This window comes from Desulfocucumis palustris, assembly GCF_002933875.1.
Lineage (GTDB): Bacteria > Bacillota > Desulfotomaculia > Desulfotomaculales > Desulfocucumaceae > Desulfocucumis > Desulfocucumis palustris.
On record NZ_BFAV01000045.1, the window covers coordinates 82,349 to 108,239 of the forward strand.

Here is a 25,891-nt window from a genome sequence, read left to right on the forward strand (position 1 = left end):
CGGGTTGTAAAAAGAGGTGTGTTCCCTTACATACGTTGGGGACATTCCTCATCCAAAAGCCAGGCTGTAAAAAGAGGTGTGTCCCCTTACATACGTTGGGGACATTCCTCATCCCAAAAGCTAGGCTATAAAAAGAGGTGTGTCCCCTTACCTTAATCCTCTGTGATAAAAACCTGCCCCCGGCATCCGGCGAGGATGGGACCGGAGATTAGAAGTATATTTTATAGAGAATCAAGATAAGTGAATCTTTCCAGGTCTTTGCCCACTATCCCGGCGGTATTGTGAATAGCTGCCGGGTTTTAGAAGGATATTTGTTTGTTACGATTAAGCTTCACTATGTGTGTTTTAGCAGGTGCGTTAGTGTGATGTGGAAGTGATTACATTGATTTCCTGACCAAAAACAGCCGGTTTCGTGCTATAATTATGCATTGTTAGCCCCTAAGCATGGGTTAAAATTTTATCTAACATTATTTAGGGACATTTCTTCCCGAATATGGTTAAACAGTAAGGATTATAACCAGCACAAATAGGTTGTCCCCTTACATCCGTCGGGGGACATTCCTCGCCTCAAAGCTAGGCTGTTGAAAAGAGGTGTGTCCCCTTACATGCGTTGGGGACATTCCTCGCCCCAAAGTCAGGCTGTTAAAGAGAGGTGTGTCCCCTTACATGCGTTGGGGACATTCCTCGCCTCAAAGTCAGGCTGTTAAAGAGAGGTGTGTCCCCTTACCTTAAAGTGAGAGGAAGGTTAACATGCAGTGGAACGGATTCCGTGTTCATATAGTGATTATTTCTGTGATTTTGGGGCTGCTGGTTTTTGCCGGCGGTCATTGGCTTTACGAGAAATACAATTATGACGAGCCGTTGGATAAAATTCTTAGCAGTAATAAGGCTGTTGAAAGTTATAAATTGAGCGATAAAGATCAACCGGTTACGGTGCGGATAAAATTAAAAAACGTGGATAATCTGGGAAAGACCTATCATGAACTGGATAACTCGTTAAAAGAAGTGCTGGGTGAAAAAGAATATAAAATTGAACTTTTGGACAACCGTGACAAGCAGCTGGAAGATATTTTCTATCATAGCCAGTTTGCCGTTTATGAGGCCATGGCCAGAGGCAATTACAGGGAAATGGAGCAGTATGTTTCCCGCCAGGCTGCTGCTTCAGGAGCCCAGGCCAGTGTGTTTATGGACCGGGAAGCAGTATATCTGCAGATAAAACACGGAGACTATTACCTTTACGAAATAATACCGGTTAACAGCCCGGAGAATCAATATCCCGGTCTACCGGAAAGGGGGTAGGGAGCGGATGATAAAAGAAATAGGCCTTGGGTTTGGCCTGGCCGCGGTTATTTTTATGGGGATGTCCGGGTACGACATCATGCCTCTTATTTTACTGGGGGCAGCCGGGGCCGGATTATACTTTATCGCCCGCACCCGGGGGCTGGTTGCAAAAAATTTTAACCAGGGCGGCGCTACCATTTTCCAGAATATATCCTTTTCCGATATAGGAGGTCAGGCTACCGCCATTAAGGAGCTTCAGGAGGCACTGGATTTCATAAAAAACTTCGGTAAAATGAGAGCCCTTGGTATCCGGCCGCTCAAGGGGATACTGCTCACGGGCCCCCCCGGAACCGGGAAAACGCTACTGGCCAAGGCTGCCGCCGGTTATACCGATGCTGCCTTTGTAGCCACTTCCGGAAGCGAATTTATAGAGATGTACGCGGGGGTCGGAGCCCAACGGGTGCGGAAAATGTTTCAAACGGCCCGGGAAACGGCCCAAAAGATAGGGAAGAACAATGCCCTGATTTTTATCGACGAAGTGGAAATACTGGGTGGTAAAAGGGGGCAGACCACCAGTCACCTGGAGTATGACCAGACCTTAAACCAGCTTCTGGTGGAGATGGACGGACTGAGGGCGGACGACAAGGTAAGGGTGCTGGTGGTGGCCGCCACCAACCGGGTGGACATGCTGGACCCGGCGCTGTTAAGGCCGGGCCGTTTTGACCGCCAGGTGAAGGTGGAACTGCCGGACAGGGAGGGACGGGTGGAAATTATCAAACTTCATACCCGCAACAAACCCCTGGCGGCGGATGTATCCATCAACTCCATTGCCCGGGAAACCTTCGGCTTCAGTGGCGCGCACCTGGAAAGTCTTGCCAATGAGGCAGCCATCCTGGCCATGCGGGAGGGCCTCACGGAAATAAGCCAGAGGCATTTTCACGAGGCTGTGGACAAAGTTATGATGGGCGAGAAGCTGGACCGGCGCCCATCCACCCTGGAATTGGAAAGGGTGGCGGTGCACGAGGCCGGCCACGCCCTGATGAGCGAGTATGTCAGGCCCGGCTCCGTTTCAGCCCTGACAGTCACTCCCCGGGGACAGGCCCTGGGCTATATGCGGCAAACCCCGGAGGACGACACCTATCTGTATACCAGGGATTACCTGGAAAACCAGATTGCCGTGATGCTTGCCGGCGCCCTGGCGGAGGAGCTTGTACTGGGAAGCCGCAGCACCGGCGCCGCAAATGATTACCAGCAGGCCAACGGCGTGGCGGACCAGATTATCAGGGCCGGCATGTCGGAACTGGGCGTGGTGGATCCGGAAACACTTCCCCAGGCTATTCGTTACCGGGCAGTCACCGGCATACTCAGGGGCCAGGAGGAGCGGGTCGGGAATTATCTGTCCAGGGTCAAAAACGTCCTTTCCGGAATTGTTGAAATACTGCTGGAACAGGAAAAAATCAACGGCGACAGGCTGAGGGAAATATTGAGGACCGGGGCTGCCTGATGGGCAGGAATAATTTGCCTTCCTTCCGTCAATAATATAAAAAGGCCGTAAAGTCATTCCGCTGGTGGGGGTACGTCGTGGTACATCACATCCGGGTTGATTTTTGCGGCCTTTTAAATATAATTTGCAGGTGAATTAAACAACGTGGAGAATTAATAACAGTTGGTCCACAATCATCCATCCGGGAGGCCGCTCGTAAAACTTTTGCCCGGCAGTGCCGCCGGTACGGTCCGCGCGGTCCGGCTTCGCCTTCCGGACCATATTGAGGTATGACCTTTGAGTCTTAATGAATGCCGCAAATTTTCACTTACGTAACATCCGTCTGGCAGGTGATGATGATGGGAGCGCTGCATAGCGATTATTACGGTGCCGCTGTAATTGGCGCCTTGCTGAAGGAAAGGGGGCTGACCCTGGCCCTGGCCGAGTCATGCACCGGGGGATTGGTTTCCGGCCGGATTACGGATATTCCCGGCAGCTCCGCTTACTTCAGGGGAGGCGTGGTGGCTTATCACAACGAGGTTAAGGAAAAGGTGCTTGGGGTTGACGCCGGGGATTTGAAAATATACGGGGCGGTAAGCCCCCAGGTGGCCAGGGCTATGGCTCTTGGCGCCAGAAATCTGCTGGGGGCGGATATCGGGCTTTCCGTAACCGGAATCGCGGGTCCGGAAGGAGGCTCCCCTGAGAAGCCGGTGGGATTGGTATACCTGGGACTGTCCACCCCGGAGTTCACCATGGACCGGGAATTGCGGCTAAGCGGCGACAGAAGCCAAATACGCACGGAAACAGTACGGGAAGCCCTGGAAATGCTACATGAGTATTTAACCAGAAAATAATTTTATATTACGTAGAAAGGCAGTTGTTGCATGACAGCTTTCAGAGAGTTTATTGATTTTGGAGAATTAAAAGTGGGCCGGCGTGTAGGCCAGGCCCTCACGGATATGGGGTTTGAAGAACCCACTCCCATCCAGGCCCAGGCGATACCCCTGCTGATGGAAGGCAAGGACGTTATCGGCCAGGCCCAGACAGGGACAGGTAAAACCGCGGCCTTCGGCATACCCATCGTGGAGAAGGTGAACACCCGGGCCGGGGTGCAGTCCCTGGTGGTCACGCCCACCAGGGAACTGGCCATTCAGGTGGCCGAGGAGATTTCCCGCATAGGCAGACACCGCAGGATACGTACCCTGCCCATATACGGCGGGCAGTCCATCGACAGGCAGATAAGATCCCTGCGCCAGGGGGTGCATGTGGTCATAGGTACCCCGGGCCGTTTACTGGACCACCTCAACAGGAAAACAATGAATCTTTCCACCGTTAACATGGTGGTGCTGGACGAGGCGGACGAAATGCTGGACATGGGGTTTATCGACGACGTGGAATCCATAATAAAAGCCACTCCCCAGGAGCGCCAGACACTGCTCTTTTCGGCTACCATGCCCCGGGAGGTGCTGTCCCTGGCCCAGCGTTACCTGCGGGACCCCGAATTTATCACTGTTAGCAGGAATAATCTTACAGTTCCCCAGATCGATCAGGTATACTATGAGACCAGGGAGAGGGAGAAGCTGGATTCCCTGGCCAGACTGCTGGACGTTGTGGAACTGAACAGGGCCATAATTTTCTGCCGCACCAAGCGCGGTGTGGATGAACTGGTGGCGGGCCTGCAGGCCAGGGGACTGCCCGTGGCCGGATTGCACGGCGACATGAGCCAGTACCAGAGAAACCAGGTTATGAGACAGTTTAAGGGGGGCCAGGTGGAGATACTGGCGGCCACCGACGTGGCGGCCCGGGGGCTGGATATAGAGAATGTATCTCATGTGATCAATTACGATATACCACAGGACGTGGAGTTTTACATTCACCGCATAGGCCGCACCGGCAGGGCGGGTAAGTCCGGAATGGCCATTACCCTTGTCTCGCCCAGGGATTACAGGCAATTGCGTTTAATCGAAAATCTTACCAAAACACGCATCCGGCGGGAGAAGTTGCCCAGCCTGGCGGATGTGACCGAGCGGCAGAAGGAAGGGCTGGTGGAGAAGTTAAGGCATATAATCGAGGATGGAAAGCTGGGATATTACCGGGGAATTGTGGACCCGTTGCTGGATGACTATGACCCGGTGGACATAGCCGCCGCGGCGCTGAAGATGTCCTTTGGCCCCGTGGGCGAGGAGAATGTCGGGGAAACCGCAGGCTTTGGCAACACCGGGGCCAAGCCCGGAATGGTGCGTCTGTTCGTGACCATGGGCAGGAAGGACAATATCCGGCCCGCGGAATTGGTAAGGATCATATCGGATGAAACCGGCATTCCGCCCAACCTTGTGGGGGACATAAACATATTTGAAAAGTTTGCCTTCGTGGAAGTTAATGAAGAATGGGCCAGCTGCGTTATAAATTATTTACACCACAGCACCGTGAAAGGACGCCGGATAAGCGTGGAGCCGGCCCGCAGCAGGGTTGGCGGCTGATGGCCGGGTTAATTTAACAAGGAGTTTGGAAGGGCCGTGGTCCCCATGCCTGCGAGCAGGGTAAGGGCCCGGCTCTTTGTTTTAGCAGCCGGGACAAGGCGGGGAATGGCGGCCGGCAGGTTTTTGTTTTTGGCAATTATGGCTGGACAAACATATGTACGCCATGGTAAAATAAAGATGTGCTGGCAACATCTGTGACCAGGCGTTGCTGTCTGTGGATAGTGTATTTTCGATTCTCGCACCGGATAATTTTTGTTTGCCCATTTCCGAAAAGGGGGTTTTTTTATTGTCCATGGAAAGACAGAAAGCGTTGGAGGCCGCCCTGACCCAGATCGAGAGACAGTTTGGCAAGGGAGCCGTGATGAAACTGGGGGACTCCCCGGCCAAACTTAACATTGACGTTATTCCCACCGGGGTATTATCCCTGGATATAGCCCTGGGGCTGGGGGGGGTCCCCCGGGGAAGGGTTATAGAAATATTCGGCCCGGAGTCCTCGGGTAAAACCACGGTGGCCCTGCACATAATTGCCGAGGCCCAGAAAATGGGAGGCACAGCCGCGTTTATTGATGCGGAGCACGCCCTTGACGCCACCTATGCCCGGAATATCGGGGTGGATATTGACAATCTGCTGGTGTCCCAGCCGGATACCGGGGAGCAGGCTCTGGAAATATGCGAGGTGCTGGTGCGCAGCGGTGCCGTTGACGTGGTGGTGATAGACAGTGTGGCGGCCCTGGTTCCCAAGGCGGAAATAGACGGCGAAATGGGTGACGCCCACGTGGGGCTTCAGGCCAGGCTGATGTCCCAGGCTCTCCGCAAGCTGACCGGTATTACCAGCAAATCCCGCACGGTGAATGTATTCATCAACCAGTTAAGGGAGAAGGTGGGGGTTATGTTCGGCAATCCGGAGACAACCCCCGGCGGCAGGGCGCTGAAATTCTACGCTTCCCTCAGGCTGGAGGTGCGCAGGGTAGAGGCGCTAAAGCAGGGAAGCGAAGTGGTCGGCAACAGAACCAGGGTAAAAGTGGTGAAGAACAAGGTGGCCCCGCCCTTCAAACAGGCGGATTTTGATATTATGTACGGCGCCGGGGTTTCCCGGGAGGGCACCATACTGGATATGGCCGTGGAGGCGAACATAGTGAACAAGAGCGGCGCATGGTACGCCTATGGGGACGACAGGCTGGGGCAGGGCCGGGAAAACGTGAAGGAGTATTTCAAGGAGCATTCTGATTTGCTGGATGAGATAGAGCAAAGAATCAGGGATAAATACGGCCTTCCGTCAAGGGCCCCCGAGGCTGCCGGGGTTGCGGCGGAGCAGTAAGCGTTAAAGGGTGGGTTCGCGGCAAAGGGGCGGGGAGGCTGGCTGTGAAAGGCAATAACCCCGCAACCGGAAAATTGATCGGGCTGGTGTGTTTTGAGGTGACTAAAGAAGATGATTTTAACCGGGCCAAGTCCCTGGCCTTCGGTATTCTTTCCAGGCGGGCCCACAGCGGGCACGAACTGGCGGAGAAGCTGCGGGGCAGGGGCCTGGACGCGGTCATGGTGGACAAGGTCATTGATTTTCTATGTGAATATGGTCTGATAGATGATGTTTCTTATGCCGGCAGTTACATAAGGCGCCGCCTGAGCGGAAAACCCGCCGGCAGGGCGCTGATGGCCCGGGAATTAAGAAGCAGGGGAATTGACCGTGATATAGTGGAAGCGCAGTTGGCGTTACTGGACCCTGAAGAAGAATACCGTATGGCCCTGGCACTGGCCGGCAGGAAGAAGGCAGTCCTGGGGGAAGGCTTCAGCATGGCCAGGATATCATCGTATTTATGGCGCCGGGGTTTTGACGGAGACATCATTTCCCGGGTATGCCGGCAGTTGGAAGAACCCGCGGTTCCTTAATGTTCTTGACAGTTCTCCGAAAAAAATGTACAATTACTTTTGGGAGAAAATAGAATTGGGCTACAACTCTTGCGGGTTTTATATATACTAAATTTAATATCCCGCGCTTTTATTCGAAATATTCGGAGAAAGCTATGTCTTGCTTGCTGGAGGCAAACTCTTATTGGGTTTTGAATTTCTCCCGCCCACTGCCGGACAAAAAAATGTAGTACCGATTCATTTTCTGCCGAGTTAAAGACTCGGTATTTTTTATTGCAATTAAGACTAACAAAATCATTCAGTATGGAAGGCAGGAGGTGAATTTTTTTTCATGCAGGGCAATGTTATAGCAATTATTATCGCAGCAGTGCTGATTTCCTTTATTGCAGGATATCTGGTGAGAAAATCCATTGCTGAGGCAAAAATTGCTTCCGCTGAAACTCAGGCCGGCAAGATAGTCGACGAAGCCCAAAAAGCGGCCGAGGCCAAAAAGCGGGAAGCGTTACTGGAAGCCAAGGAAGAAGTATTAAAACTGCGCAACGAAATGGAAAGGGAAAACAAGGAGCGCCGCGGCGAATTGCAGCGGCTGGAACGGCGGCTGGTTCAAAAGGAAGAGGTGCTTGACCGCAAAACGGACGCCATTGAGAAGAAGGAAGAGGCCTTAAACAAAAAGGATATGGAGATCGAACAAGTCAAGGCCAACCTGAACGAGATTTACGGCAAGCAAATGGCTGAACTGGAGAGGATTTCCGGGCTTACCTCCGACGAGGCCAGGCAAATATTGCTGGCGGATGTGGAGAAAGAAATCCAGCACGAGGCTGCCAAGCTTATCAAGGATATTGAGGAAAAGGCCAAGGAAGAAGGCGAGAAGAAGGCCAGGGATATAATTTCACTGGCTATTCAGCGTTGTGCGGCGGACCACGTGGCGGAGACCACCGTGGCGGTTATCCCCCTTCCCAGCGACGAGATGAAGGGCCGGATCATCGGACGCGAGGGCAGGAACATCAGAGCCTTTGAGACCCTTACCGGAATAGACCTTATTATTGACGACACCCCCGAGGCGGTAATACTTTCCGGATTTGACCCCATCCGCCGGGAAGTGGCCCGGATGGCCCTGGAAAAACTCATTGTGGACGGGCGCATTCACCCGGCCCGGATCGAAGAAATGGTGGAAAAAGCCCAGAAGGAACTGGAGGTGCAGATAAGGGAGGCCGGCGAGCAGGCCACCTTTGAAACAGGCATGCACGGACTGCACCCGGAACTGATAACTCTTCTTGGCAGGCTGAAATACAGGACGAGCTATGGCCAAAACGTTCTGAAACACTCCATTGAGGTATCCCACCTGGCCGGACTTATGGCTGCGGAGCTGGGAGCCGACGTTCATCTGGCCAAACGGGCCGGTTTGCTGCACGATATAGGCAAAGCGGTGGACCACGAGGTGGAAGGCCCCCACGTGACCATCGGCGTGGACCTGGCTAAAAAATACAGGGAAAATCAAGATGTTTTGCATGCCATCGCGGCTCACCACGGCGACGAGGACCCCAAAACCATCGTTGCAGTGCTGGTCCAGGCTGCGGACGCCATATCCGCCGCCCGGCCGGGAGCCCGCCGGGAGACCCTGGAGAACTATATCAAGCGGCTGCAAAAGCTGGAGGAGATTGCCAGCGCCTTCGACGGGGTGGAAAAATCTTACGCCATCCAGGCGGGACGGGAAATAAGGATAATGGTCAAGCCCGACAAGATTGACGACCTGGGCGCCGTCAGGCTGGTAAGGGAGATTGCTAAAAAAATTGAAAGCGAACTGGACTATCCGGGACAGATCAAGGTAACCATCATAAGGGAAACCCGGGTGGTCGACTACGCCAAATAAAAAAACACGAACAGAGGCCGTTCAAAAACAAGCATGAGCCGTCCAGCGCGGAGCGTACCGGCTGTACAGAGGTCAGGGGACACACCTCCTTCGGAGGAATGTCCCCAAATATACTGGACGGATTGCGCCTAACAAAGCCAGGCGAAGTTTTTCAACGGTCTCAAACGGCCCTTCGGGGCCGTTTTCTTACTCCTGGAAAAATATTTTAAGAGAAACGACTTTATATCAGGCAGGAATCCCTAACCCGAAACAGAATTCTTTTATATTCAAGCAGGTTGAGGAAGGTGACAATATTGGGCCTTCAGTATAAAGGCAGGGAAGATGTTACAGACAGCGTGGGGTTGTTGATTTCAATACTGGTGCGGTATCCGGAGGTTGCCACCATTAAATACGACCCCGGTGAGCATGTATTGAAATTTACTTTTATTGCAGCCGGCGTGGTGGAAACAGAAAAACTGGACAGTATTAAGGATAATCTTATAAACAGCATAGAAGTTTTCAACATCCTGGAGGGCAAGGAAGTCAGGGTAACGAAGATCAACTGCCAGACATGCCACAATCTCACCATGGTGGAAGTTCAGCGTGACGTGGATACGCTGGTGCAGGAGGAAATCGCCCTGATCGTGGAACTCATCCACCAGTTAATGGAGAACGACCTGGTGATGGAGGGAAACGACGCCCTGTTTGAAGAGGATTTGATTATACAGGAAGAGATTATCGAACATATGCTGGAAAGTGTTAAAGGCACTGCGGGGGACAAGGATCTGTTTGCCTTCAGGGAAGAGGGAAGGGTACTGGTATTTAACAAGTAGTCAATTAGCTTGACAGCGCCTGTGTCATCTTTAGCCTGCAGGTGGGAGGCGGACCCTTTTGCGATTACTGGTAATCGGAGATATAGTCGGAAAGCCGGGAAGACGCGCGGTAAAAGAAAATTTATCCGGCCTGATAAAAGAATTTAAAGTGGATATGACCATTGCCAACGGAGAGAATTCAGCAGGCGGAAACGGCATAACCCGGGAGGTGGGGCGAGAGCTTTTTGCCCTGGGTATCGACGTAATTACCATGGGAAACCATGTATGGAATCATAAAGAAATATTTAACTATATCGCCCAGGAAAAAAGAATCGTCAGGCCGGCCAACTACCCCCCCGGAGCACCGGGTTTGGGGGTTAATGTTTTTATGGCCCAAAACGGTGTCAGGGTGGCCGTGATGAATATTTCCGGCCGGGTATTTATGCCTGAGCTGGACTGTCCGTTCAGAAAGGCTGATGAATTGCTGGAAGGCCTGGCAGGGGAGGTGCGGGTTAAACTGTTGGATTTTCACGCGGAAGCCACTTCGGAAAAGGTGGCCATGGGCTGGTACCTGGACGGCAGGGTGTCGGCGGTTTGCGGTACGCACACCCACGTGCAGACGGCGGATGAAAGGATACTTCCCGAAGGGACAGCCTACATTACCGATATCGGCATGACTGGCCCCAGGGATTCCGTGATAGGCGTAAAAAAAGAGCTGGTCATTGAAAAATTTACCACTCAGCTGCCCAGGCGGTTTGAGGTTGCCAATACCTATTATCAATTAAACGCCGTTGTTGTGGAGGTGGATGAAGCCACAGGCAGGGCAACGGACATAAGACGCATCCAGAATTTCGAATAAACTAAATAGTGTGAATACAAAGTTAAAATTTTTAATCCCGAACAGGAATTATTATTTACTTAGCGAATATTAATTTTACAGAGAACATATCACACAACACAGTCATTACAGTTAAGGAGGTTCTACCAAGTGGACGTTTTAAAAGTTTCAGCAAAGTCCAATCCAAATTCCGTAGCCGGTGCCCTAGCTGGTGTTCTCAGAGAAAGAGGTTGTGCGGAACTTCAGGCCATTGGAGCCGGGGCTCTAAACCAGGCAATTAAAGCCGTGGCCATAGCCAGGGGATTCGTGGCGCCCAGCGGGGTGGATCTGATTTGCATACCTGCTTTTACGGACATAATAATTGACGGAGAAGAAAGGACAGCCATAAAGCTAATCGTAGAACCAAGATAATATAAACAAGGAAATGCCCGATGGCCGTTAATCGGGCTTTTTATTTTTCAGGCGTACAGGCCGGCTTGAGAGGCGCGAGGCCCGAAGTTGAAAGTTGAAAGTTGGAAGCTGGAAGCTGGAAGCGGGGATAGGAATTTGCTAAAGCAAATTCCCGCAAGAGTCTCACCTCTCACCTCCAACGTTTCACTTCTTGCTTCCCAAGTGCAGGGCAAAGTTTTGGGAGAAGCCCAGACTGTTCCGGGAGTGGTTTTACCATGAAAAAGTTAATAGTGGATGCCCACTGCGACACCCTTACCGCCATGGAATACCAGAATCGCAGGCTGGGAGAGGAAAGCGGCCGGGGCCACCTGGATCTGCCCAGGATGAAAAGGGCGGGGGTCAACGTGCAATTTTTCGCAGCTTGCGTGGGCCCGGAATACCGCCACTGGGCCACCATCAGGGCGCTTGACATAATAGACCTTTTTTACAGGGAACTGGAAGCCAACACCGAATCAATTGAAGAAATCAGGACATATGCCGATATAAATAGAATAGTAGACAATGGCAAGGTAGCCGCCCTGCTTTCAATTGAAGGCGGCGATGCCCTGTCCGGGGAGCTTTCCGTGCTCCGTATGTTTTACCGTTTGGGGGTCCGGGCCATCACCCTCACCTGGAACGGCAGGAACCAACTGGCGGACGGTGTGGGGGAGAGGAGGTCGGGAGGCGGTTTAACCAGGAGGGGCCTGGAAGTGGTAAAGGAGATGAATCGTCTGGGCATGCTGGTGGATGTTTCCCACCTGGCGGACCAGGGATTCTGGGATGTTTTGAAAAATACCGATAAACCGCTGATTGCTTCACATTCCAATTGCCGCGCCCTTTGCGGTCATCCCCGGAACCTGTCGGATCGCCAGATCAGGGAATTGGCGGAGGCGGGAGGGGTTATAGGCCTGAATTTTTATCCCAAATTTATTTGCCCGGATAAACCAAGCCTGGATCGTTTGTTGGACCACGCGGTACATATGGCCTCGGTTGGCGGTGTGGGTTGTTTGGGACTGGGATCTGATTTTGACGGCATAGAACAGGTGACCCCCGGTCTGGAAGACGTTACCAAAATACCGTCATTGGCTGAGGGATTGGGTAAAAGGGGGTTTAATGACGGGGAAGTGGCAATGATTCTGGGCGGCAACTGGTTAAGGGTATTAAGCCGGGTCATTTGAGGATAAATAAGTTAAAACCCGGCCTTGAGGCCGGGTTTTAGCCGGGTATTCTATCTTTATGCCGTTCCCTTTTTTTGCGGGTCTGCAGGCTGCCGGTATTTCGGGAATTAAACCACCTTTTCCTGTACTTGATTTTCCTCCGGGCTATGTCTGGTGAGGTGGAAGTGATTGTAGTCCATACGCAGTTCGTGCCGTATGCCGCAAATGGGACAGACTTTTTCCTCTCCGTCTTTAAATCTAATCTCACCGATGTGTTTTCCGCAGCATTTAATCTCAACACTGATAATTTTGCCGTTCTCTTTGTAGTTAAAGCGATAATCCATCTGGTTTTTTGGGTTCAACGGGCCTCTCCTCCTTTCAATTACCGCATCTTTTACTCTATTATATAACCGAAAGGCTTTTTTCCAATAACAAAATTTAATAATTTATTAACATGTTAAAAATTGGCCTGTTCAAGTAACCTGACTCAAATACCTTATTTTGGTGTATAATTTTATAATGTAACCCATTGTTGAAAGGAGAATATCTTTTGTCCAAAAGCGCAGAGAGGGTTCCGCAGAAGCGCAAAAGGAAAGTCTTCCGGCGGGATCGCGTGCAGCCTCCCCCGCCAGGCCCACTGGAACTGGATCCTTTCCAGGTGGAAGCCATCGAATCCCTGCTGGCGGGATATGACGTGCTGGTGGCCGCTCCCACCGGCACCGGCAAGACCCTGATAGCGGAAAAACTGCTGGAGAAGGTCATAGCCTCCGGAAAGGGGGCGGTATACACTTCCCCTATAAAAGCTCTATCCAACCAGAAATACCGGGATTTTGTAGCCCAGTACGGCAAAGACAAGGTGGGGTTGATAACCGGGGATTTATCCATCAACGAGGGAGCGCCTCTTCTGGTAATGACAACGGAGATTTTTCGCAACTGGTGTTTTGCCAACCCGGAGATGTTGGATCAAACCACCCATGTAATTTTTGACGAAGTGCATTACCTTGATGATGCTGAAAGGGGAACCGCCTGGGAGGAAAGTATAATATTCGCACCCGGGCATATGCGCATTGTGGGGCTGTCGGCCACCGTTCCCAATATCCGGGAGATAGCTAACTGGATCGCCGATATCAGGGGGCGCACCGTTAAGATTATTGAGGAGAGGCGCCGGGCCGTGCCCCTGAATTTGGGTTGGATTTCCGCCGAGGGGGATGTTCTGGAAGAAGAAGAAGCCCATGAATATATCAAGGAAAAAGTGGAAAGGCGCAAAGGCCGCTGGGCGGAATCCGAACTGGCGGGCGCTGCGGGAGACTACGAGAAGAGAGGTCGCAGGTCCTAGAATGAATACCTTAAGACATGTTGACGGTGGAGCTTATGGCTAAAGCAGGGGGTAAGCCTTCAGCTACGGAAGTTGTATTTTCCATCCAGGATCACCTGCCGGCACTGTATTTTGCTTTCGGCAGGGGCAAAACCGAGTTATTGGCGGAAGAAATCAGCAGGGAATGGGATTTCCTGCTGCCCGGGGAAAAGGAAAAGGTCGCGGAAATCATCAGGGAGGCGGAAGTCCAGAATACAGGTTTGTTTGGCCACCGCAGGCACAATCTTAAACAGATTCTGATTCAGGGCATCGGCTATCACCATGCGGGCATGTCCCCGGCCCTGAAGGACCTGGTTGAGAGGCTCTACGAATCCAGGCTGATTTACGTTTTGTTCTGCACCGAAACCTTTGCTGTGGGGGTTAATTTCCCCGCCGCCAGTACAGTGTTCGATTCATGCCGTAAATGGGACGGCCGCGAGTTCCGGGGATTGTTGAACCGTGAATTTTACCAGATGGCGGGCAGGGCCGGCCGCAGGGGATTTGATCCCATTGGCCACGTTTTTGTGAGGATTGACGACCGCTTTCCGGAACAGACGGGATTTTACAGGGAAGACGAGGTGGAACCGGTCAGGGGACGCCTGGCCATATCTCCAAACACAGTATTGAGTCTGCTCTACTGGAAAACCGACGAGGAGATAAACCGGTTTCTGGAGCAAAACCTGGCGGCATATCAGAACAACAGGGAAAGCCGGCGTTTAAAGGGCGAACTGGAGGCTTTGGAGGGTAAAAACGCGGAGCTGGGAAACTGTTTCTGCGAGAATATATACCAGCCTTCCTGCTTTTTGCTGAGGGCAAAATTAAAAAACGAACTGCGTTCACTGAGCCGCAGGAGGAAGAGGGGAAGGCCCGGCTCCAGGGAGCGCCGGGAGGAAATCAGGGCCATACTCAAAGTGGCGCCCAAAAAATGCCAGCACCATCTGTGCGTGGATGCCCGTAAAAAACAGGATCTGTACACTGAGAAAAGGACCCGGCTGAGCCGCCGGCTGAAGGTACTGGACCGGCATTCCAGGGATTTCGAGATGGAGTTTAATAATATGTGGGACCTGCTGGAGGCGCTGGATTACGTGGACGGCAGGGAACTATTGCCCAGGGGGCTCTTTGCCCTGTATCTTCATGTGCAGGAAATACTGGTGACGGAACTGATATTCAATGGTTATATCCGGGACAGGGCGCCCCAGGAAGTGGTGGCCATACTTTCCGGTGTGGACTATATACCCGGCCGGGAGGAATACGTGGAGCCGGGTCTGATTAAACTGGACCACGTGGAGGAACTGCGCAAATATCTTTTAAAAAAGGGAGTTCCAGAAAATTTCTGCGTATGGTCGCATCTTCCCGGACCACTGTCCTCCGCCTGGTACGATGGCGCCGCCTTTGAGGAACTGATGGCCCGCAGCAGTCTGCAGGAAGGGGACATATTCTCCATGCTGCGCAGGACCATCGACCTTTTGCGGCAGATTGAAAGGGCCGCCGGGGAGGACGTGGAGCTGCGCCGGCAGATGGAGCACATCAGGCATCGTCTTGACAGGGACGAAGTGGCCATAATGGGTATATAGATAATTTCTTTAAAATGCGCCGGACCTCTGAATCAAGGTCCGGCGCTGATGGTTTATCGTCCCTGTAATTAGCGGAATCGTCTATAATTAGGTTAATCCCCCGGTTTTAAATCCGTCGGGGCTGGGGCCGCTGTTCATGCAGAATTTGGCCCGCTTGTGGTAGCGTGCCGCCATTTGGGCAAAACCCGCCCTTTCCTTGTCGGATAACGGCCGTACCACCTTTGCCGGTGAGCCCACGGCCAGGTGACCGGCGGGAATTTCATGACCCTGGGGTACCAGGGCGCCGGCTCCCACCACCGCCCCGGCGCCTACCCTGGCTCCGTTCATCACGATAGCGCCCATTCCCACCAGTGCCTCATCCTCAATGGTGCACCCGTGCAGTATCACGTTGTGGCCCACCGACACCCGGTCCCCCAGGACCAGGGGGAAGCCCTCATCCTCATGCAGGGCGCAGCCGTCCTGGATGTTTGTTTCCCTGCCTATTTTAACCCCGTCGGCATCAGCCCTGATCACCGTGTTGTACCAGACACTGGAACCCTCGCCTATTTCCACCCTGCCGATGATCCTGGCCCCGGGGGCCACGAATACGGATTCCGCCAGCCGGGGGTAAAATTTTCCATAATGATATAGATTGTTTTTTGAACCCATTTTTATGTCCTCCGTGATAAGGTAAGGGGACACACCTTCTATGCGGTCTAAAAGCCCTTACCTATAATATTATCGTGAAGGAATGTCCCCAACTCATGTAAGGGGACACACCTTCCCGGGCTGTCTAAAACCTTGTATATAAAATTTTCGGGAAAGAAGTATTCCAATTAATGCCGATATAATGTGCTGATTTAGCTTACCTGCCGGGAAGTCTCCAAGACCCGCTCCTTTCTTTTTTGCGAAGTAAGCGAAGGGTACGGGCGGTTCAGAGAATGGGATGGCCGTGTTCCGGTCAGCTTCCGAATCCCAGTGCCCGGATGAATTCTCCGTGAATGAGGCCATTGCTGGAGACAATGTCCACAAATTCCGTGAGCTCCAGGGGCTCACCCCTGATACCGCTTACCATTCCCCCGGCTTCTTCCACCAGCAGGGCGCCTGCCGCCACATCCCAGGGCTTCAGTTTTACCTCCCAGGAGCCGGTGAGCCTGCCGCAGGCCACATAGGCCAGTTCCAGGGCCGCGGAGCCCAGTGCCCTGATATTCATGCTGTTGAACAAAATGCCCCCGGTATAAGCATCGGCCATCAGTTCCTTAAATTCACGGCTTACCGGAAACCCGGTTACCAGCAGGCTGCGGTCAAGGGTTTGCACGGTCCCGTCGGCATGTATCCGGCAACCGTTAAGCATTGCTCCGCCGTTTCTGACGGCGGTGAACATTTCGTCCCGCAGCGGGTCGTAAACAATTCCCAGGGAGGGTTTGCCCCCTTCCGCCAGGGCTATGGAAACCCCGTAAAAGGGTATGGAAAAAACAAAATTGGTCGTTCCGTCCAGGGGATCAACATACCAAACGTTGGCGTTTTCCGGGGAAAAGTCGTTGAATGCATTTTCCTCTGCTATCACGTGATGTTCCGGAAAATATTTTTTTAGCCCCTCCAGTATTATTTCCTGGGATTGCCTGTCCACGTCCGTTACAAAATCCGCGGGACTTCCTTTGCACCGGGTGCTGAAATTTCCCCCCAGCCTCTCTTTTATTACCAGGCCCGCTTGCCGGGCCATTGAGGAAACAATTTCCATTATCTCTTTTTTTTCCTTCATCCGCTCACCCCGTAATTTTAGTAATTTAAACAAGCAAAATTATTCTCGCAATCCATATTGCTGGTTTCATAATATATTTTTCAAGGCATTTTGAAATTACAATATGTTTATACTTTAAAAGCATACTTTAATCGTATACCGTTTTTTTTGCTTTCATATAATATAGCACACGGGAAGGGAGTGATACCTTGGCTCAGGCAATATCCATCGGAGCCACCAGAAACATAGGCGAACTGAAAGACACGTTGAGCCGGGAATTGCGTTTCCTGGAAAACCAGGGTCTGAAGGTAAAGCTGGAAGAAAATCCCACGGGCAAAATAACCTTCCTGTCGTGCGAGGTGTCCAACCGCAGCCCGATGAGGTTCAACGAAGATGCCCTGGCCGTCTTTAAAAGATATGTGGCTCAAGCCCTTTCCGACCTGATACTGGGTCAGTGGGAAAAATTGCTGCTAACCGATATAATAAGGGAAAATTACTATTATTTCAACGAAGAAGAGCGCGGAACAATCTACCGGTATGCCTCCAGCTACATCAATCACGGGGAAGACGGCCAGTCTTTTTACCGCATCGCCAGGAGAAACAAAATAGTTCACAAAATATTGGAGTTCCTGCGCAGCAACGATGACATAGTCATTGACGGCTTCATCCGCTTCCGCTTGAAGGAATACGTAAACGAGCTGCAGGAGGCGGCGGACCGGGCGGTTGACGACTTCCTGATGGAGAGGGAATACAATGAGTTCATTCAACTTCTGAAATATTTTGTGGAAATACAGGATCCCCGTCTTGACCTGGTTCACGTGCTGATTAAGCCCAACGGGGTTTTTAAATTGTTTGACGGCCAGTACCAGGTGATTAACAGCGAGTACCTGGAAGGGTTCATGATGGAACTGGTGGACAGCGAGATAAATTACGAGGATATGTTGATCAGCACCCTCATCACCCTGGCTCCCAGGGAAATAATATTTCACCTGGGAAAGGGGGAGCGGCCCCAGAATACCCTGGAGACCATTAAACAGGTTTTTTTGCACAGGGTGAAGGAATGCACCGACTGCGAACTGTGCAAAGGCACCCTGGATGAAAACTAAAACCGATGATTTTTTAAAAAGCACCGTTGCCGGTGCTTTTTTATAATATGTTAAAAAAGTATATTATTGGTTTATACAACCGGATTGCCGGCGAGAGTTTCGGGAACGGCCTTATTCTTTTTGTGGTAAAATGTCCTTTGGAGGTGGATCAACTTGAATTTGTGGCAGATTATGGTACTTCCCCTGGTTGGCGCCCTGATCGGATGGCTTACCAACTTGATAGCGGTCAAACTTATTTTCCGTCCTTATCAGCCGGTTAACATCCTCGGCTACAGCCTTCAGGGGGTGGTCCCCAAAAGGCGCCGGGAACTGGCTAAAAACATAGGAGAGGTTATTGAAAAGGAGCTGCTTTCGGCGGATGATATGCTGGGTTTCATAAAATCCAGGGAAGTGCTGGACGGCATAGAGGATTCACTGGCCACAGCCATAAGGATGAGGGTGCTGGACAGGCTGCCGGCGTTTATACCAATTTCGGTTAAAACCGTCATATCGGACTCCGTGACCGAGCAACTGCACAGGCACCTGCCCTCGCTAATCGCGGAAATCACCGAAAAATTCGAAGGCCGGTTCAAGGAAAGGTTTAATATCGGCCAGATGGTGGAGGAAAAGGTAAACTCTTTCCCCCTGGACAGGCTGGAGCAGATACTGCTTTCCGTTTCACACCGGGAATTAAAGCACATAGAGATACTGGGCGGAGTGCTGGGGTTCATCATCGGCCTGGCCCAGGTGGGTATCCTCTGGTTGGTGAGATAGATTGCGCAACAGGCGCCAAAATTGGAAGGTTCCAAAATTTTCAAGACAACTGCAAAGCTGATTGATAAGCGCCCGGGGCTGACCCCGGGTTGTATTTTTATTGCGCGGGTGCCAAACGAACATTTACCGGAATAGCATAGTTACAAGAAGCAGGCTTTGGCCAGGGAGGTTTTATTATATGAATAATGGCATCAGTGCCCGGATTGTGGAAAAAACAATCCAGCAGAACGGCATAAAAATTGTTTATCCCCAGGTAACCGGGCTGCCGGACCAAGAAGTTCAGGAGCAGATTAACCGGGCAATTGAGCAAACCGTTTATACCCTGATGGCCGAACAGCGGGTCTGGCCGGATTCCGCCGGGCTAAAAATTGAGGAAATGATCGGAACTTACGAGATAGAAGTAAATAAAAACGGTATCTTAAGTATCAGGTTTGAAAATTACATGTATCCTGAACACGCCGCCCATGGCACCACCATGGTAAAATCCATAACCGTGGATTTGAATACCGGCAAGGTATATACCTTGAGGGATCTTTTCCGGCCCGGCACAGATTACATCATAGTATTAAACAAACTAATCAGCCAGCAGTTCAAGGAGCAGGACATCCCGATGATTAACGAATTTAACGGAATTACCATACAGCAGGAGTTCTACCTGACTCCAACGGACCTGGTAATATATTTCCAGGCCTACGAATATACCCCGGGCTCTGTTGGCATACCGGAATTCAAGATTCCCTACCGCACAATAATAAACTACATCAACCAAGAAGGCCCAGGTGCCTGGCTATTAACTTATTAACTTGTTTGGGCGGGAAATAAGTTAACAAGTTAAGGGCCTGGCCCCTTAACTTGTGTTGACAAGGATATTCTTCTACAATATAATACTCATGTATAAATATCCAGGTGATGACGGGGACAGTAGATTCGCCTCCGACAGCCTTGCCAGAGAGAAAGCGCCAGGGGCTGGAAGCGCTTTCAGGGTTAAAAGCGGATTGAAGACCACCCCGGAACTGCCGCCGGAAAGTCCATCATTGGACGTTAAGGCATGACGGGTGACGGCCGGTATACCGTCGTAAAGAGGGGCTTGCTATTTATGCCCAATTAAGGTGGAACCACGGAACTCCCGTCCTTTTGGACAGGAGTTTTTTATTTGCCTGAAATTGCCCGGGTATTTTGTCATTTCAAATTAATTGTGGAGGTTAAAGGAATGGTCAAGGTTAATTTAAAAGACGGCTCGGTACGGGAGTATGCAAAGGGTACCACCCTGCTGGACATAGCCAGAGACATCAGCGGCAGGCTGGGTAAGGAGGCCCTGGTGGCGTCGGTGGACGGCAAACTGGTGGACCTGGGCGTACCGCTGGAGCATGACGCCAGGGTGGAGTTTTTTACCTTCGACAGCGAAGAGGGACGCCAGGTATTCCGTCACAGCACCTCCCACGTGCTGGCCCAGGCGGTGCAGAAGCTGTACCCCGGCACCAGACTGGCCATCGGCCCGGCCATAGCCGACGGGTTTTATTACGACTTCGATTCCCCGGAGACATTCACCCCGGAGAAACTGGTCAAAATAGAGGCCGAGATGGAGAGCATTATCAAGGCGGACCTGCCCTTCAAGAGATTCGACCTGTCCAGGGCGGAATCCCTGGACAGATTTGAAAAGGCCGGGGAGAGCTACAAGGTTGAATTGATAAATGATCTTCCGCCGGACGCGAATATTTCCTGCTATAGCCAGGGGGATTTCACCGACCTCTGCGCCGGGCCCCACGTGCCCTCCACGGGAAGGCTTAAAGCGCTGAAGCTGACCCACCTGGCCGGAGCTTACTGGCGGGGCAACGAAAAGAACAAAATGCTGCAGCGTATTTACGGAACCTCCTTCCCCAAGAAGTCCCAGCTTGAGGAGCACCTTTTCAGGATCGAGGAGGCCAAGCGCAGGGACCACCGCAAACTGGGGGCGGAACTGGACCTGTTCAGCATTCAGGAGGAGGGGCCGGGATTTCCCTTTTTCCATCCCAAGGGGATGATTCTGCGCAATGAGTTGGAAAAGTTCTGGCGGGAAGAGCATAAAAAGGCCGGCTACCATGAAATAAGGACCCCCATTATACTGAACAGGACCCTGTGGGAGCGTTCCGGACACTGGGACCACTACAAGGAAAACATGTATTTTACCAAAATAGACGAGTTGGACTACGCGGTGAAGCCCATGAACTGTCCGGGCGGCATATTGGTATACAAGAGCAGCCTGCACAGCTACCGGGAGCTGCCTATCAGGATGGGTGAACTGGGGCTGGTGCACAGGCACGAAATGTCCGGGGCGCTGCACGGACTGATGAGGGTGCGCAATTTTACCCAGGATGACGCCCACATTTTCATGCTGCCTTCCCAGATAAGGGATGAAATCGTCGGGGTCATCAACCTGACAGACAGAATATACAGTATTTTCGGCTTCAAGTACAAGGTGGAGCTATCCACCAAACCGGAAAAAGCCATGGGTTCCGACGAGGTATGGGAAATGGCCACCTCCGCCCTGGAGGACGCGTTAAAATCCATAGGCATGGAGTACAAGGTGAATGCGGGGGACGGGGCTTTCTACGGGCCTAAAATAGATTTCCACCTGGAGGACTGCCTGGGCAGAACCTGGCAGTGCGGCACCATTCAGCTGGACTTTCTAATGCCTGAATGTTTCGATCTCAATTATGTGGGCGAGGACGGCCAGAAACACCGCCCGGTGATGATTCACCGCACCATATTCGGCAGCATAGAGAGGTTTATCGGGATACTCATCGAACATTTCGGCGGAGCCTTCCCCGCCTGGCTGGCTCCGCTGCAGGCAAGGGTGATGCCCATTACGGACCGTCACCTGGATTATGCCCGGGACGTGGTTAAAAAGCTGGACGATGCCGGAATAAGGGTGGATCTGGACGACCGCAACGAAAAGGTGAACTATAAGATCCGGGAGGCCCAGAACCAGAAAATACCTTACATGCTGGTGGTGGGGGACCGGGAGGCTGAAAACGGCACTGCCTCCGTGCGCCACCGCTCCAAGGGCGACCTGGGGGCAAAGCCACTGGACCATTTCATCCGGGATATATCAGAGGAGATAAAAAACAAACAGTGTTAAAGAGAGTTATATTTTGTATTTCTTGACTTATATTTCGAGATATGTTATACTTCTTTTTGGTTTAAAGAACCTACAAGCAGAAGCCATCCGCTTCTCACCACGCGACGCCCTGAGCTGTCAGCATGGTCAGGTTAAAAGGAATTTATTTTCTTTTGTCCTTATGCGGGTGGATTGCACCCGCTTTTTATTTTTTCGGGGAGGTGATATGTATTTCCAAAGATGTCCGCATTAACGAAGAAATTCGGGCCAGAGAAGTCCGGGTGGTTGATCCCGAGGGTAATCAGCTAGGCATTATGCCCCTTCGCGAGGCATTGAGAGTGGCGGAAGAGAAACAACTGGACCTGGTTGAAATAGCACCCCAGGCGAAGCCTCCCGTATGCCGTATCATGGATTTTGGCAAACATAAATACGAGCAGAGCAAAAGAGACAAAGAGGCTAAAAAGAAACAGCGCATCATTAACATTAAAGAAGTGAAAATGAGGCCCAACATTGAGGATCATGATTTCAACGTCAAGTCCAAAAACGCTGCCCGGTTCCTTAAAGACGGCGATAAGGTGAAAGCTACCATCATATTCCGGGGCCGGGAGATTGTCCATCCCGGTCTGGGCCAGCAGCTTCTGGTGAAGCTGGCCGAGGAGCTGAAGGACATGGCCAATGTGGAGAGGCACCCCAAATTAGAGGGTAAAAACATGATTATGATTCTGGCGCCCAAGCTGGATGTCAAACAGGACTAGTAAATGATGAAAAGTATATCTGAGGCCGTTCAAAAACAAGCATGGCGCGAAAGGCGAAGACGTACAGCGCGGGGCGTACTGGTAGTATAGCGGTCAGGGGACACACCTCCCTTTATAGCATAGCTTTTAGGGTCAGAGGAATGTCCCCAATTAATACTGTAAATACTGTACGGCGAGCATACGTTGGGGACATTGTCCCCTTACCTTAAACGCCAGGCGCAGTTTTTCAACGGACTCCTAGAGGGGGAAATTATCATGCCGAAAATCAAAACGCACCGCGGTGCCGCTAAAAGATTCAAAAAAACCGGCACGGGCAAATTCAAAGGTTCCCATGCCTTCGCCAGTCACATTCTGGGCAAGAAAACCGCAAAGCGCAAGCGCCATCTCAGGCAAGCCGTGGTGGCAAGCGACGTGGACGCCCGCAAACTGCAGCGCATACTGCCATACTAAATGGCCGCAGCCGATACATTGAAATTAATCTTTAGGAGGAGATGTTATGCCACGGGCAAAAAGCAGTGTGGTTTCACGTCATAGACACAAAAAGATTTTAAAACTTGCCAAGGGCTACCGGGGTTCGAAAAGCAAGCTGTACAGGATAGCCAGCCAGCAGGTTTTAAAATCACTGACCTACGCCTACCGCGACCGCAAGAATAAAAAGAGGGAGTTCCGCAAGCTGTGGATAGCCCGCATCAACGCGGCCGCCCGCATGAACGGCATTACCTACAGCCGCCTGATGAACGGATTGAAAAAGGCCGGAGTGGACATCAACCGCAAATTGCTGGCCGACATGGCTGTAAACGACGCCAACGCCTTTGGGCAGCTTGTGCAGATGGCCAAAACCAAAATAGGCTAACAGACTTTTACGGCGCGCCCATAAGCCGGTTAAAAAGGCCCGGCGCATACAAAAGCATGGTGAATACACCGTGCTTTTTTGATATCCAAAGACCCGGGATAAAGTTGCAGCCCTTTTTATAAATAAATTTAAAAATGAGGCCTCAAAATGGAACCGATAACCAGCAGCCGGAACCCCCTGATAAAAAATATAAAACGTCTGTCCAGGCGAAAGCAGAGGGAGAAGGATAGAAAATTTCTGATAGAGGGGGCCAGGATCGTGGCGGAGGCCGTGCAATCCGGCTGGCCGCTGGAACTGGTGCTGACCTCCCCCGGCTTTTCCGGGCCGGACAGGGAGCAATTAACGGGCTTGCTAAGAGCAAGGGCGATAAAAACTGTGGAACTACCTCCGGCCCTGTTTAATGAACTGGCGGAAACGGAATCCCCCCAGGGCATTATTGCGCTGGCCGCCATGCCCGGGTGGCGGCTGGAAAAACTGGCGGCGGGGGACAGGTCCGGCAGCCCTGTTATAGTTGTGGTTGACGGGGTTCAGGACCCCGGCAACCTGGGCACAATCATTCGCAGCGCCGACGCTTTCGGCGCCGACGCGGTGCTGCTCACCAGGGGCACGGTGGACCTGTATAATCCCAAAACCCTGCGCTCCACCATGGGGTCAATTTTTCACCTGCCGGTGCTGCACAATCTTGAGGCGGGGGATGTGGCGCTTTTTTTGGACAGCAGAGGGTTAACCCTGCTGGTGGGAGATCCCGGAGCCCCGAATGCGTTGTCCGGTATTGACCTCAGGGGGCCGGTAGCCCTGCTGCTGGGCAGCGAGGCCCGGGGTCCCGGGGGCGAATATGCCGTACGCCGCCGGGTCACCGTCACCATACCCATGCCCGGGCGGGCCGAGTCGCTTAACGTGGGGGTGGCCGCTTCTATAATGTTATACGAAATATCCAGACAAAGGAGCTAGGAGGCGTTAATGAACAACAGCCATTATTTTGGCGGGCATGTTGTTTATAATCCAGTTGATGGCGTCCCTGCTTAGATATATGCAGCCGTAAGCCCGGGGCAGCCCCAGCTGCTGGTGGTTGTCCTCTCCCGCCCCGGCCAGGGGGTGCAGCATAATGTCGGCGTTCAGCCTGATATAGGGCACAGGGTTCTTGTGGTCCGGCACATACTCCAGGGAACTGCCCCTTTTCTCCTCATACATGGTCACCCGGGGAATTTTATCCCCGGCCAGGGACATCCACCCATCATATTCCTTTAGTTTTATATTTCCTTCCATTACCTTGATAACGCAGGGATTGCCGGGTTTAATATCCAGCCAGCGCTGGCTGCCCAGGTTGGTGGTATTAAAATGGTAGCTGATTTTCAGCTCTTCCCCGTGTTCCGATTCAAGCAGGGCGTCCACCTGATAGCGCCTGGCCGGGAGCAGCAGGTCCCCGGGCTCAAAGACGGCGGTATCTCCGTTTAAGGTTACTTTTCCTTTTATGTCCGACACTTTTATATCCGCTTTTTTCAATGGAAGATTGGTGATTATTTTGATGCTTCTGGACAGCCAGACGCTGGGGGACATGGGGTTGGGGAAAATATCCAGGGCCACCAGGGCCGGCGCCGTGGTGAAATGTTTCTCCACGGCAACTTTAAGCCTGTTGTTGCCCAGGGAAACAAGCCCGGGGGATATGCTTACTCGGTATTTATGGCCGTTTTTCATCCTGGCTGAAGGTGTGAACACCCAGCGGCTGTAATCATCGTATTGTTTTCCGCTTTCAGGGCATTTTGATCTGGCGCTGCTGAATTTACCGGGGGTGTTAATAGAAACGCTGCGATAAAAGCTGTCCGGTTCCAGCGGCGTATTGAAAACCAGGGTTACCGGCCCCGTGGTGGGCACCTTTTCAGCAGGTTCCAGCGCCACCAACTCCGGGAGAATGCTGGCGCCGAAGTTTCCGCCGCCGCTCACTGTGAAGGGCGGTATCAGGGCCGGGGCCTTGCGGAAGCTGTAGTAGTACCTCAAGCCCCGGGGATACCGGCTCTCATCCACGGTAAGGCGGACTGTGTTGCGGGATATCCACCGGCTGCTGAATTTCACCGGCCTGTTCCCCGGCCGGCTAACGATGGTAAAATGTTCCATGGTCCCGGTGCGGTTCATGGGAGCCAGAAAGGAAATATCCACCGAAATAGCGCCGTTTACGCCCTGGCGTACGGGACCCTGCCGGACGCAGTGTCCCATGACAATCCAGGATATAAGTAAAATCAAAGCCGTCGAGCAGATTACCTTTAATTGTCCGTAGGTTACTTTAAAAACCATCCCGCTACCCCCGGTTAAATGCTAACATTACTATATATTAGCGACTTGTCCATATTATGATAAGGCATCTCCCGGGAGGCCGTTCCAAAACTTTAACCCGGCATGCCGGCGGTGAAAGGCTGTAAAAATGGAAATCATTTCTGGCAGTAAAATTGCTAGCGGACCGGTGATTTTTAAGCGATCTTCCTTGTTTTC

Annotated in this window: 27 protein-coding genes and 1 other annotated feature; of the genes, 23 read left to right on the forward strand and 4 right to left on the reverse strand. The window is 52.1% G+C overall.

Annotated features, from left to right (window positions below):
• Nucleotides 1-750 precede the first annotated feature (750 nt).
• The 12 genes from DCCM_RS04100 to DCCM_RS04150 all read left to right on the forward strand — a co-directional run bounded on the left by DCCM_RS04100 (nucleotide 751) and on the right by DCCM_RS04150 (nucleotide 12,216).
• Nucleotides 751-1,299 (forward strand): hypothetical protein, encoded by a 549-nt coding sequence (locus DCCM_RS04100; RefSeq protein WP_104371184.1) that lies wholly within the window; start codon nucleotides 751-753, stop codon nucleotides 1,297-1,299.
• A gap of 7 nt (nucleotides 1,300-1,306) precedes the next feature.
• Entirely contained in the window at nucleotides 1,307-2,785 is a 1,479-nt protein-coding gene (locus DCCM_RS04105) for an AAA family ATPase (protein WP_104371185.1), read from the forward strand.
• Between the two features lie 290 nt (nucleotides 2,786-3,075).
• Entirely contained in the window at nucleotides 3,076-3,618 is a 543-nt protein-coding gene (locus DCCM_RS04110) for a CinA family protein (protein ID WP_104371186.1), read from the forward strand.
• 30 nt (nucleotides 3,619-3,648) lie between these two features.
• Nucleotides 3,649-5,244 carry a DEAD/DEAH box helicase gene (locus DCCM_RS04115; protein ID WP_104371187.1) on the forward strand — a complete coding sequence of 532 codons (1,596 nt, stop codon included), beginning with the start codon at nucleotides 3,649-3,651 and terminating at the stop codon, nucleotides 5,242-5,244.
• A gap of 292 nt (nucleotides 5,245-5,536) precedes the next feature.
• Complete coding sequence (recA, locus tag DCCM_RS04120; RefSeq protein WP_104371260.1) at nucleotides 5,537-6,562, forward strand: recombinase RecA; 1,026 nt, start codon at nucleotides 5,537-5,539, stop codon at nucleotides 6,560-6,562.
• Nucleotides 6,563-6,606: 44 nt separating this feature from the next.
• The gene (locus tag DCCM_RS04125) at nucleotides 6,607-7,131 is read left to right on the forward strand and encodes a regulatory protein RecX (protein ID WP_104371188.1); all 525 of its coding nucleotides are present in this window, start codon (nucleotides 6,607-6,609) and stop codon (nucleotides 7,129-7,131) included.
• A gap of 310 nt (nucleotides 7,132-7,441) precedes the next feature.
• On the forward strand, nucleotides 7,442-8,980 hold the full coding sequence (gene rny, locus DCCM_RS04130) for a ribonuclease Y (RefSeq protein WP_104371189.1): 1,539 nt from the start codon (nucleotides 7,442-7,444) through the stop codon (nucleotides 8,978-8,980).
• A gap of 293 nt (nucleotides 8,981-9,273) precedes the next feature.
• Nucleotides 9,274-9,792, forward strand: a complete 519-nt coding sequence (locus tag DCCM_RS04135; RefSeq protein WP_104371190.1) for a hypothetical protein — start codon at nucleotides 9,274-9,276, stop codon at nucleotides 9,790-9,792.
• Nucleotides 9,793-9,850: 58 nt separating this feature from the next.
• The gene (locus DCCM_RS04140; protein WP_104371191.1) at nucleotides 9,851-10,630 is read left to right on the forward strand and encodes a TIGR00282 family metallophosphoesterase; all 780 of its coding nucleotides are present in this window, start codon (nucleotides 9,851-9,853) and stop codon (nucleotides 10,628-10,630) included.
• Between the two features lie 129 nt (nucleotides 10,631-10,759).
• Nucleotides 10,760-11,020, forward strand: a complete 261-nt coding sequence (locus DCCM_RS04145) for a stage V sporulation protein S (protein WP_104371192.1) — start codon at nucleotides 10,760-10,762, stop codon at nucleotides 11,018-11,020.
• Between the two features lie 87 nt (nucleotides 11,021-11,107).
• Nucleotides 11,108-11,278: a hypothetical protein gene (locus DCCM_RS18410; RefSeq protein WP_165792009.1), complete on the forward strand. Its 171-nt coding sequence runs from the start codon at nucleotides 11,108-11,110 to the stop codon at nucleotides 11,276-11,278.
• Nucleotides 11,275-12,216, forward strand: coding sequence for a dipeptidase (locus tag DCCM_RS04150; protein ID WP_104371193.1), 942 nt, complete (start codon nucleotides 11,275-11,277; stop codon nucleotides 12,214-12,216). The genes DCCM_RS18410 and DCCM_RS04150 overlap by 4 nt, the downstream gene beginning before the upstream one ends.
• A gap of 107 nt (nucleotides 12,217-12,323) precedes the next feature.
• Here the strand turns inward: DCCM_RS04150 and DCCM_RS04155 are convergent, their stop codons facing one another.
• Complete coding sequence (locus DCCM_RS04155) at nucleotides 12,324-12,557, reverse strand: hypothetical protein (RefSeq protein ID WP_307718794.1); 234 nt, start codon at nucleotides 12,555-12,557, stop codon at nucleotides 12,324-12,326.
• Nucleotides 12,558-12,745: 188 nt separating this feature from the next.
• Between DCCM_RS04155 and DCCM_RS04160 the strand changes: the two genes are divergently transcribed.
• Complete coding sequence (locus DCCM_RS04160) at nucleotides 12,746-13,531, forward strand: DEAD/DEAH box helicase (RefSeq protein WP_231702644.1); 786 nt, start codon at nucleotides 12,746-12,748, stop codon at nucleotides 13,529-13,531.
• A gap of 35 nt (nucleotides 13,532-13,566) precedes the next feature.
• On the forward strand, nucleotides 13,567-15,123 hold the full coding sequence (locus tag DCCM_RS04165) for a helicase-related protein (RefSeq protein ID WP_104371263.1): 1,557 nt from the start codon (nucleotides 13,567-13,569) through the stop codon (nucleotides 15,121-15,123).
• A gap of 87 nt (nucleotides 15,124-15,210) precedes the next feature.
• Here the strand turns inward: DCCM_RS04165 and DCCM_RS04170 are convergent, their stop codons facing one another.
• Together DCCM_RS04170 and DCCM_RS04175 are read right to left on the reverse strand one after the other, a co-directional pair.
• Entirely contained in the window at nucleotides 15,211-15,771 is a 561-nt protein-coding gene (locus DCCM_RS04170) for a gamma carbonic anhydrase family protein (protein WP_104371194.1), read from the reverse strand.
• A gap of 292 nt (nucleotides 15,772-16,063) precedes the next feature.
• Complete coding sequence (locus tag DCCM_RS04175) at nucleotides 16,064-16,864, reverse strand: inositol monophosphatase family protein (RefSeq protein WP_207655540.1); 801 nt, start codon at nucleotides 16,862-16,864, stop codon at nucleotides 16,064-16,066.
• Nucleotides 16,865-17,052: 188 nt separating this feature from the next.
• Between DCCM_RS04175 and ytxC the strand changes: the two genes are divergently transcribed.
• The 9 genes from ytxC (at nucleotide 17,053) to DCCM_RS04215 (ending at nucleotide 24,358) form a co-directional block, all read left to right on the forward strand.
• Complete coding sequence (gene ytxC / locus DCCM_RS04180) at nucleotides 17,053-17,949, forward strand: putative sporulation protein YtxC (RefSeq protein WP_104371195.1); 897 nt, start codon at nucleotides 17,053-17,055, stop codon at nucleotides 17,947-17,949.
• Between the two features lie 153 nt (nucleotides 17,950-18,102).
• Nucleotides 18,103-18,702 (forward strand): DUF445 domain-containing protein, encoded by a 600-nt coding sequence (locus DCCM_RS04185; RefSeq protein ID WP_104371196.1) that lies wholly within the window; start codon nucleotides 18,103-18,105, stop codon nucleotides 18,700-18,702.
• Nucleotides 18,703-18,880: 178 nt separating this feature from the next.
• Nucleotides 18,881-19,504 carry a DUF3298 and DUF4163 domain-containing protein gene (locus tag DCCM_RS04190; protein WP_104371197.1) on the forward strand — a complete coding sequence of 208 codons (624 nt, stop codon included), beginning with the start codon at nucleotides 18,881-18,883 and terminating at the stop codon, nucleotides 19,502-19,504.
• Between the two features lie 52 nt (nucleotides 19,505-19,556).
• The gene (locus DCCM_RS18290; RefSeq protein ID WP_128739084.1) at nucleotides 19,557-19,754 is read left to right on the forward strand and encodes a hypothetical protein; all 198 of its coding nucleotides are present in this window, start codon (nucleotides 19,557-19,559) and stop codon (nucleotides 19,752-19,754) included.
• Between the two features lie 158 nt (nucleotides 19,755-19,912).
• Nucleotides 19,913-21,820 carry a threonine--tRNA ligase gene (gene thrS / locus DCCM_RS04195; protein ID WP_104371265.1) on the forward strand — a complete coding sequence of 636 codons (1,908 nt, stop codon included), beginning with the start codon at nucleotides 19,913-19,915 and terminating at the stop codon, nucleotides 21,818-21,820.
• A 68-nt stretch (nucleotides 21,821-21,888) separates the two neighbouring features.
• Nucleotides 21,889-22,015: a sequence feature (ribosomal protein L20 leader region), on the forward strand.
• Between the two features lie 14 nt (nucleotides 22,016-22,029).
• Nucleotides 22,030-22,554, forward strand: a complete 525-nt coding sequence (gene infC / locus DCCM_RS04200) for a translation initiation factor IF-3 (protein WP_373855394.1) — start codon at nucleotides 22,030-22,032, stop codon at nucleotides 22,552-22,554.
• A 255-nt stretch (nucleotides 22,555-22,809) separates the two neighbouring features.
• Nucleotides 22,810-23,004 carry a 50S ribosomal protein L35 gene (gene rpmI, locus DCCM_RS04205; RefSeq protein WP_104371199.1) on the forward strand — a complete coding sequence of 65 codons (195 nt, stop codon included), beginning with the start codon at nucleotides 22,810-22,812 and terminating at the stop codon, nucleotides 23,002-23,004.
• A 46-nt stretch (nucleotides 23,005-23,050) separates the two neighbouring features.
• Complete coding sequence (gene rplT, locus DCCM_RS04210; protein WP_104371200.1) at nucleotides 23,051-23,407, forward strand: 50S ribosomal protein L20; 357 nt, start codon at nucleotides 23,051-23,053, stop codon at nucleotides 23,405-23,407.
• Between the two features lie 147 nt (nucleotides 23,408-23,554).
• On the forward strand, nucleotides 23,555-24,358 hold the full coding sequence (locus tag DCCM_RS04215; RefSeq protein WP_104371201.1) for a TrmH family RNA methyltransferase: 804 nt from the start codon (nucleotides 23,555-23,557) through the stop codon (nucleotides 24,356-24,358).
• A gap of 6 nt (nucleotides 24,359-24,364) precedes the next feature.
• Here DCCM_RS04215 and DCCM_RS04220 read toward each other — a convergent pair whose 3' ends face one another.
• On the reverse strand, nucleotides 24,365-25,696 hold the full coding sequence (locus tag DCCM_RS04220) for an Ig-like domain-containing domain (RefSeq protein ID WP_104371202.1): 1,332 nt from the start codon (nucleotides 25,694-25,696) through the stop codon (nucleotides 24,365-24,367).
• Nucleotides 25,697-25,891: the final 195 nt, after the last annotated feature.

Excerpts from the sequence above, each read along its gene's own strand:
- DCCM_RS04100 (WP_104371184.1), top strand. The coding sequence starts at position 751 with ATGCAGTGGAACGGATTCCGTGTTCATATAGTGATTATTTCTGTGATT.
- DCCM_RS04105 (WP_104371185.1), top strand. The coding sequence starts at position 1,307 with ATGATAAAAGAAATAGGCCTTGGGTTTGGCCTGGCCGCGGTTATTTTT.
- DCCM_RS04110 (WP_104371186.1), top strand. The coding sequence starts at position 3,076 with ATGCCGCAAATTTTCACTTACGTAACATCCGTCTGGCAGGTGATGATG.
- DCCM_RS04115 (WP_104371187.1), top strand. The coding sequence starts at position 3,649 with ATGACAGCTTTCAGAGAGTTTATTGATTTTGGAGAATTAAAAGTGGGC.
- recA (WP_104371260.1), top strand. The coding sequence starts at position 5,537 with ATGGAAAGACAGAAAGCGTTGGAGGCCGCCCTGACCCAGATCGAGAGA.
- rny (WP_104371189.1), top strand. The coding sequence starts at position 7,442 with ATGCAGGGCAATGTTATAGCAATTATTATCGCAGCAGTGCTGATTTCC.
- DCCM_RS04150 (WP_104371193.1), top strand. The coding sequence starts at position 11,275 with ATGAAAAAGTTAATAGTGGATGCCCACTGCGACACCCTTACCGCCATG.
- DCCM_RS04165 (WP_104371263.1), top strand. The coding sequence starts at position 13,567 with ATGGCTAAAGCAGGGGGTAAGCCTTCAGCTACGGAAGTTGTATTTTCC.
- DCCM_RS04170 (WP_104371194.1), bottom strand. The coding sequence starts at position 15,771 with ATGGGTTCAAAAAACAATCTATATCATTATGGAAAATTTTACCCCCGG.
- DCCM_RS04175 (WP_207655540.1), bottom strand. The coding sequence starts at position 16,864 with ATGAAGGAAAAAAAAGAGATAATGGAAATTGTTTCCTCAATGGCCCGG.
- DCCM_RS04190 (WP_104371197.1), top strand. The coding sequence starts at position 18,881 with ATGAATAATGGCATCAGTGCCCGGATTGTGGAAAAAACAATCCAGCAG.
- thrS (WP_104371265.1), top strand. The coding sequence starts at position 19,913 with ATGGTCAAGGTTAATTTAAAAGACGGCTCGGTACGGGAGTATGCAAAG.
- rpmI (WP_104371199.1), top strand. The coding sequence starts at position 22,810 with ATGCCGAAAATCAAAACGCACCGCGGTGCCGCTAAAAGATTCAAAAAA.
- rplT (WP_104371200.1), top strand. The coding sequence starts at position 23,051 with ATGCCACGGGCAAAAAGCAGTGTGGTTTCACGTCATAGACACAAAAAG.
- DCCM_RS04215 (WP_104371201.1), top strand. The coding sequence starts at position 23,555 with ATGGAACCGATAACCAGCAGCCGGAACCCCCTGATAAAAAATATAAAA.
- DCCM_RS04220 (WP_104371202.1), bottom strand. The coding sequence starts at position 25,696 with ATGGTTTTTAAAGTAACCTACGGACAATTAAAGGTAATCTGCTCGACG.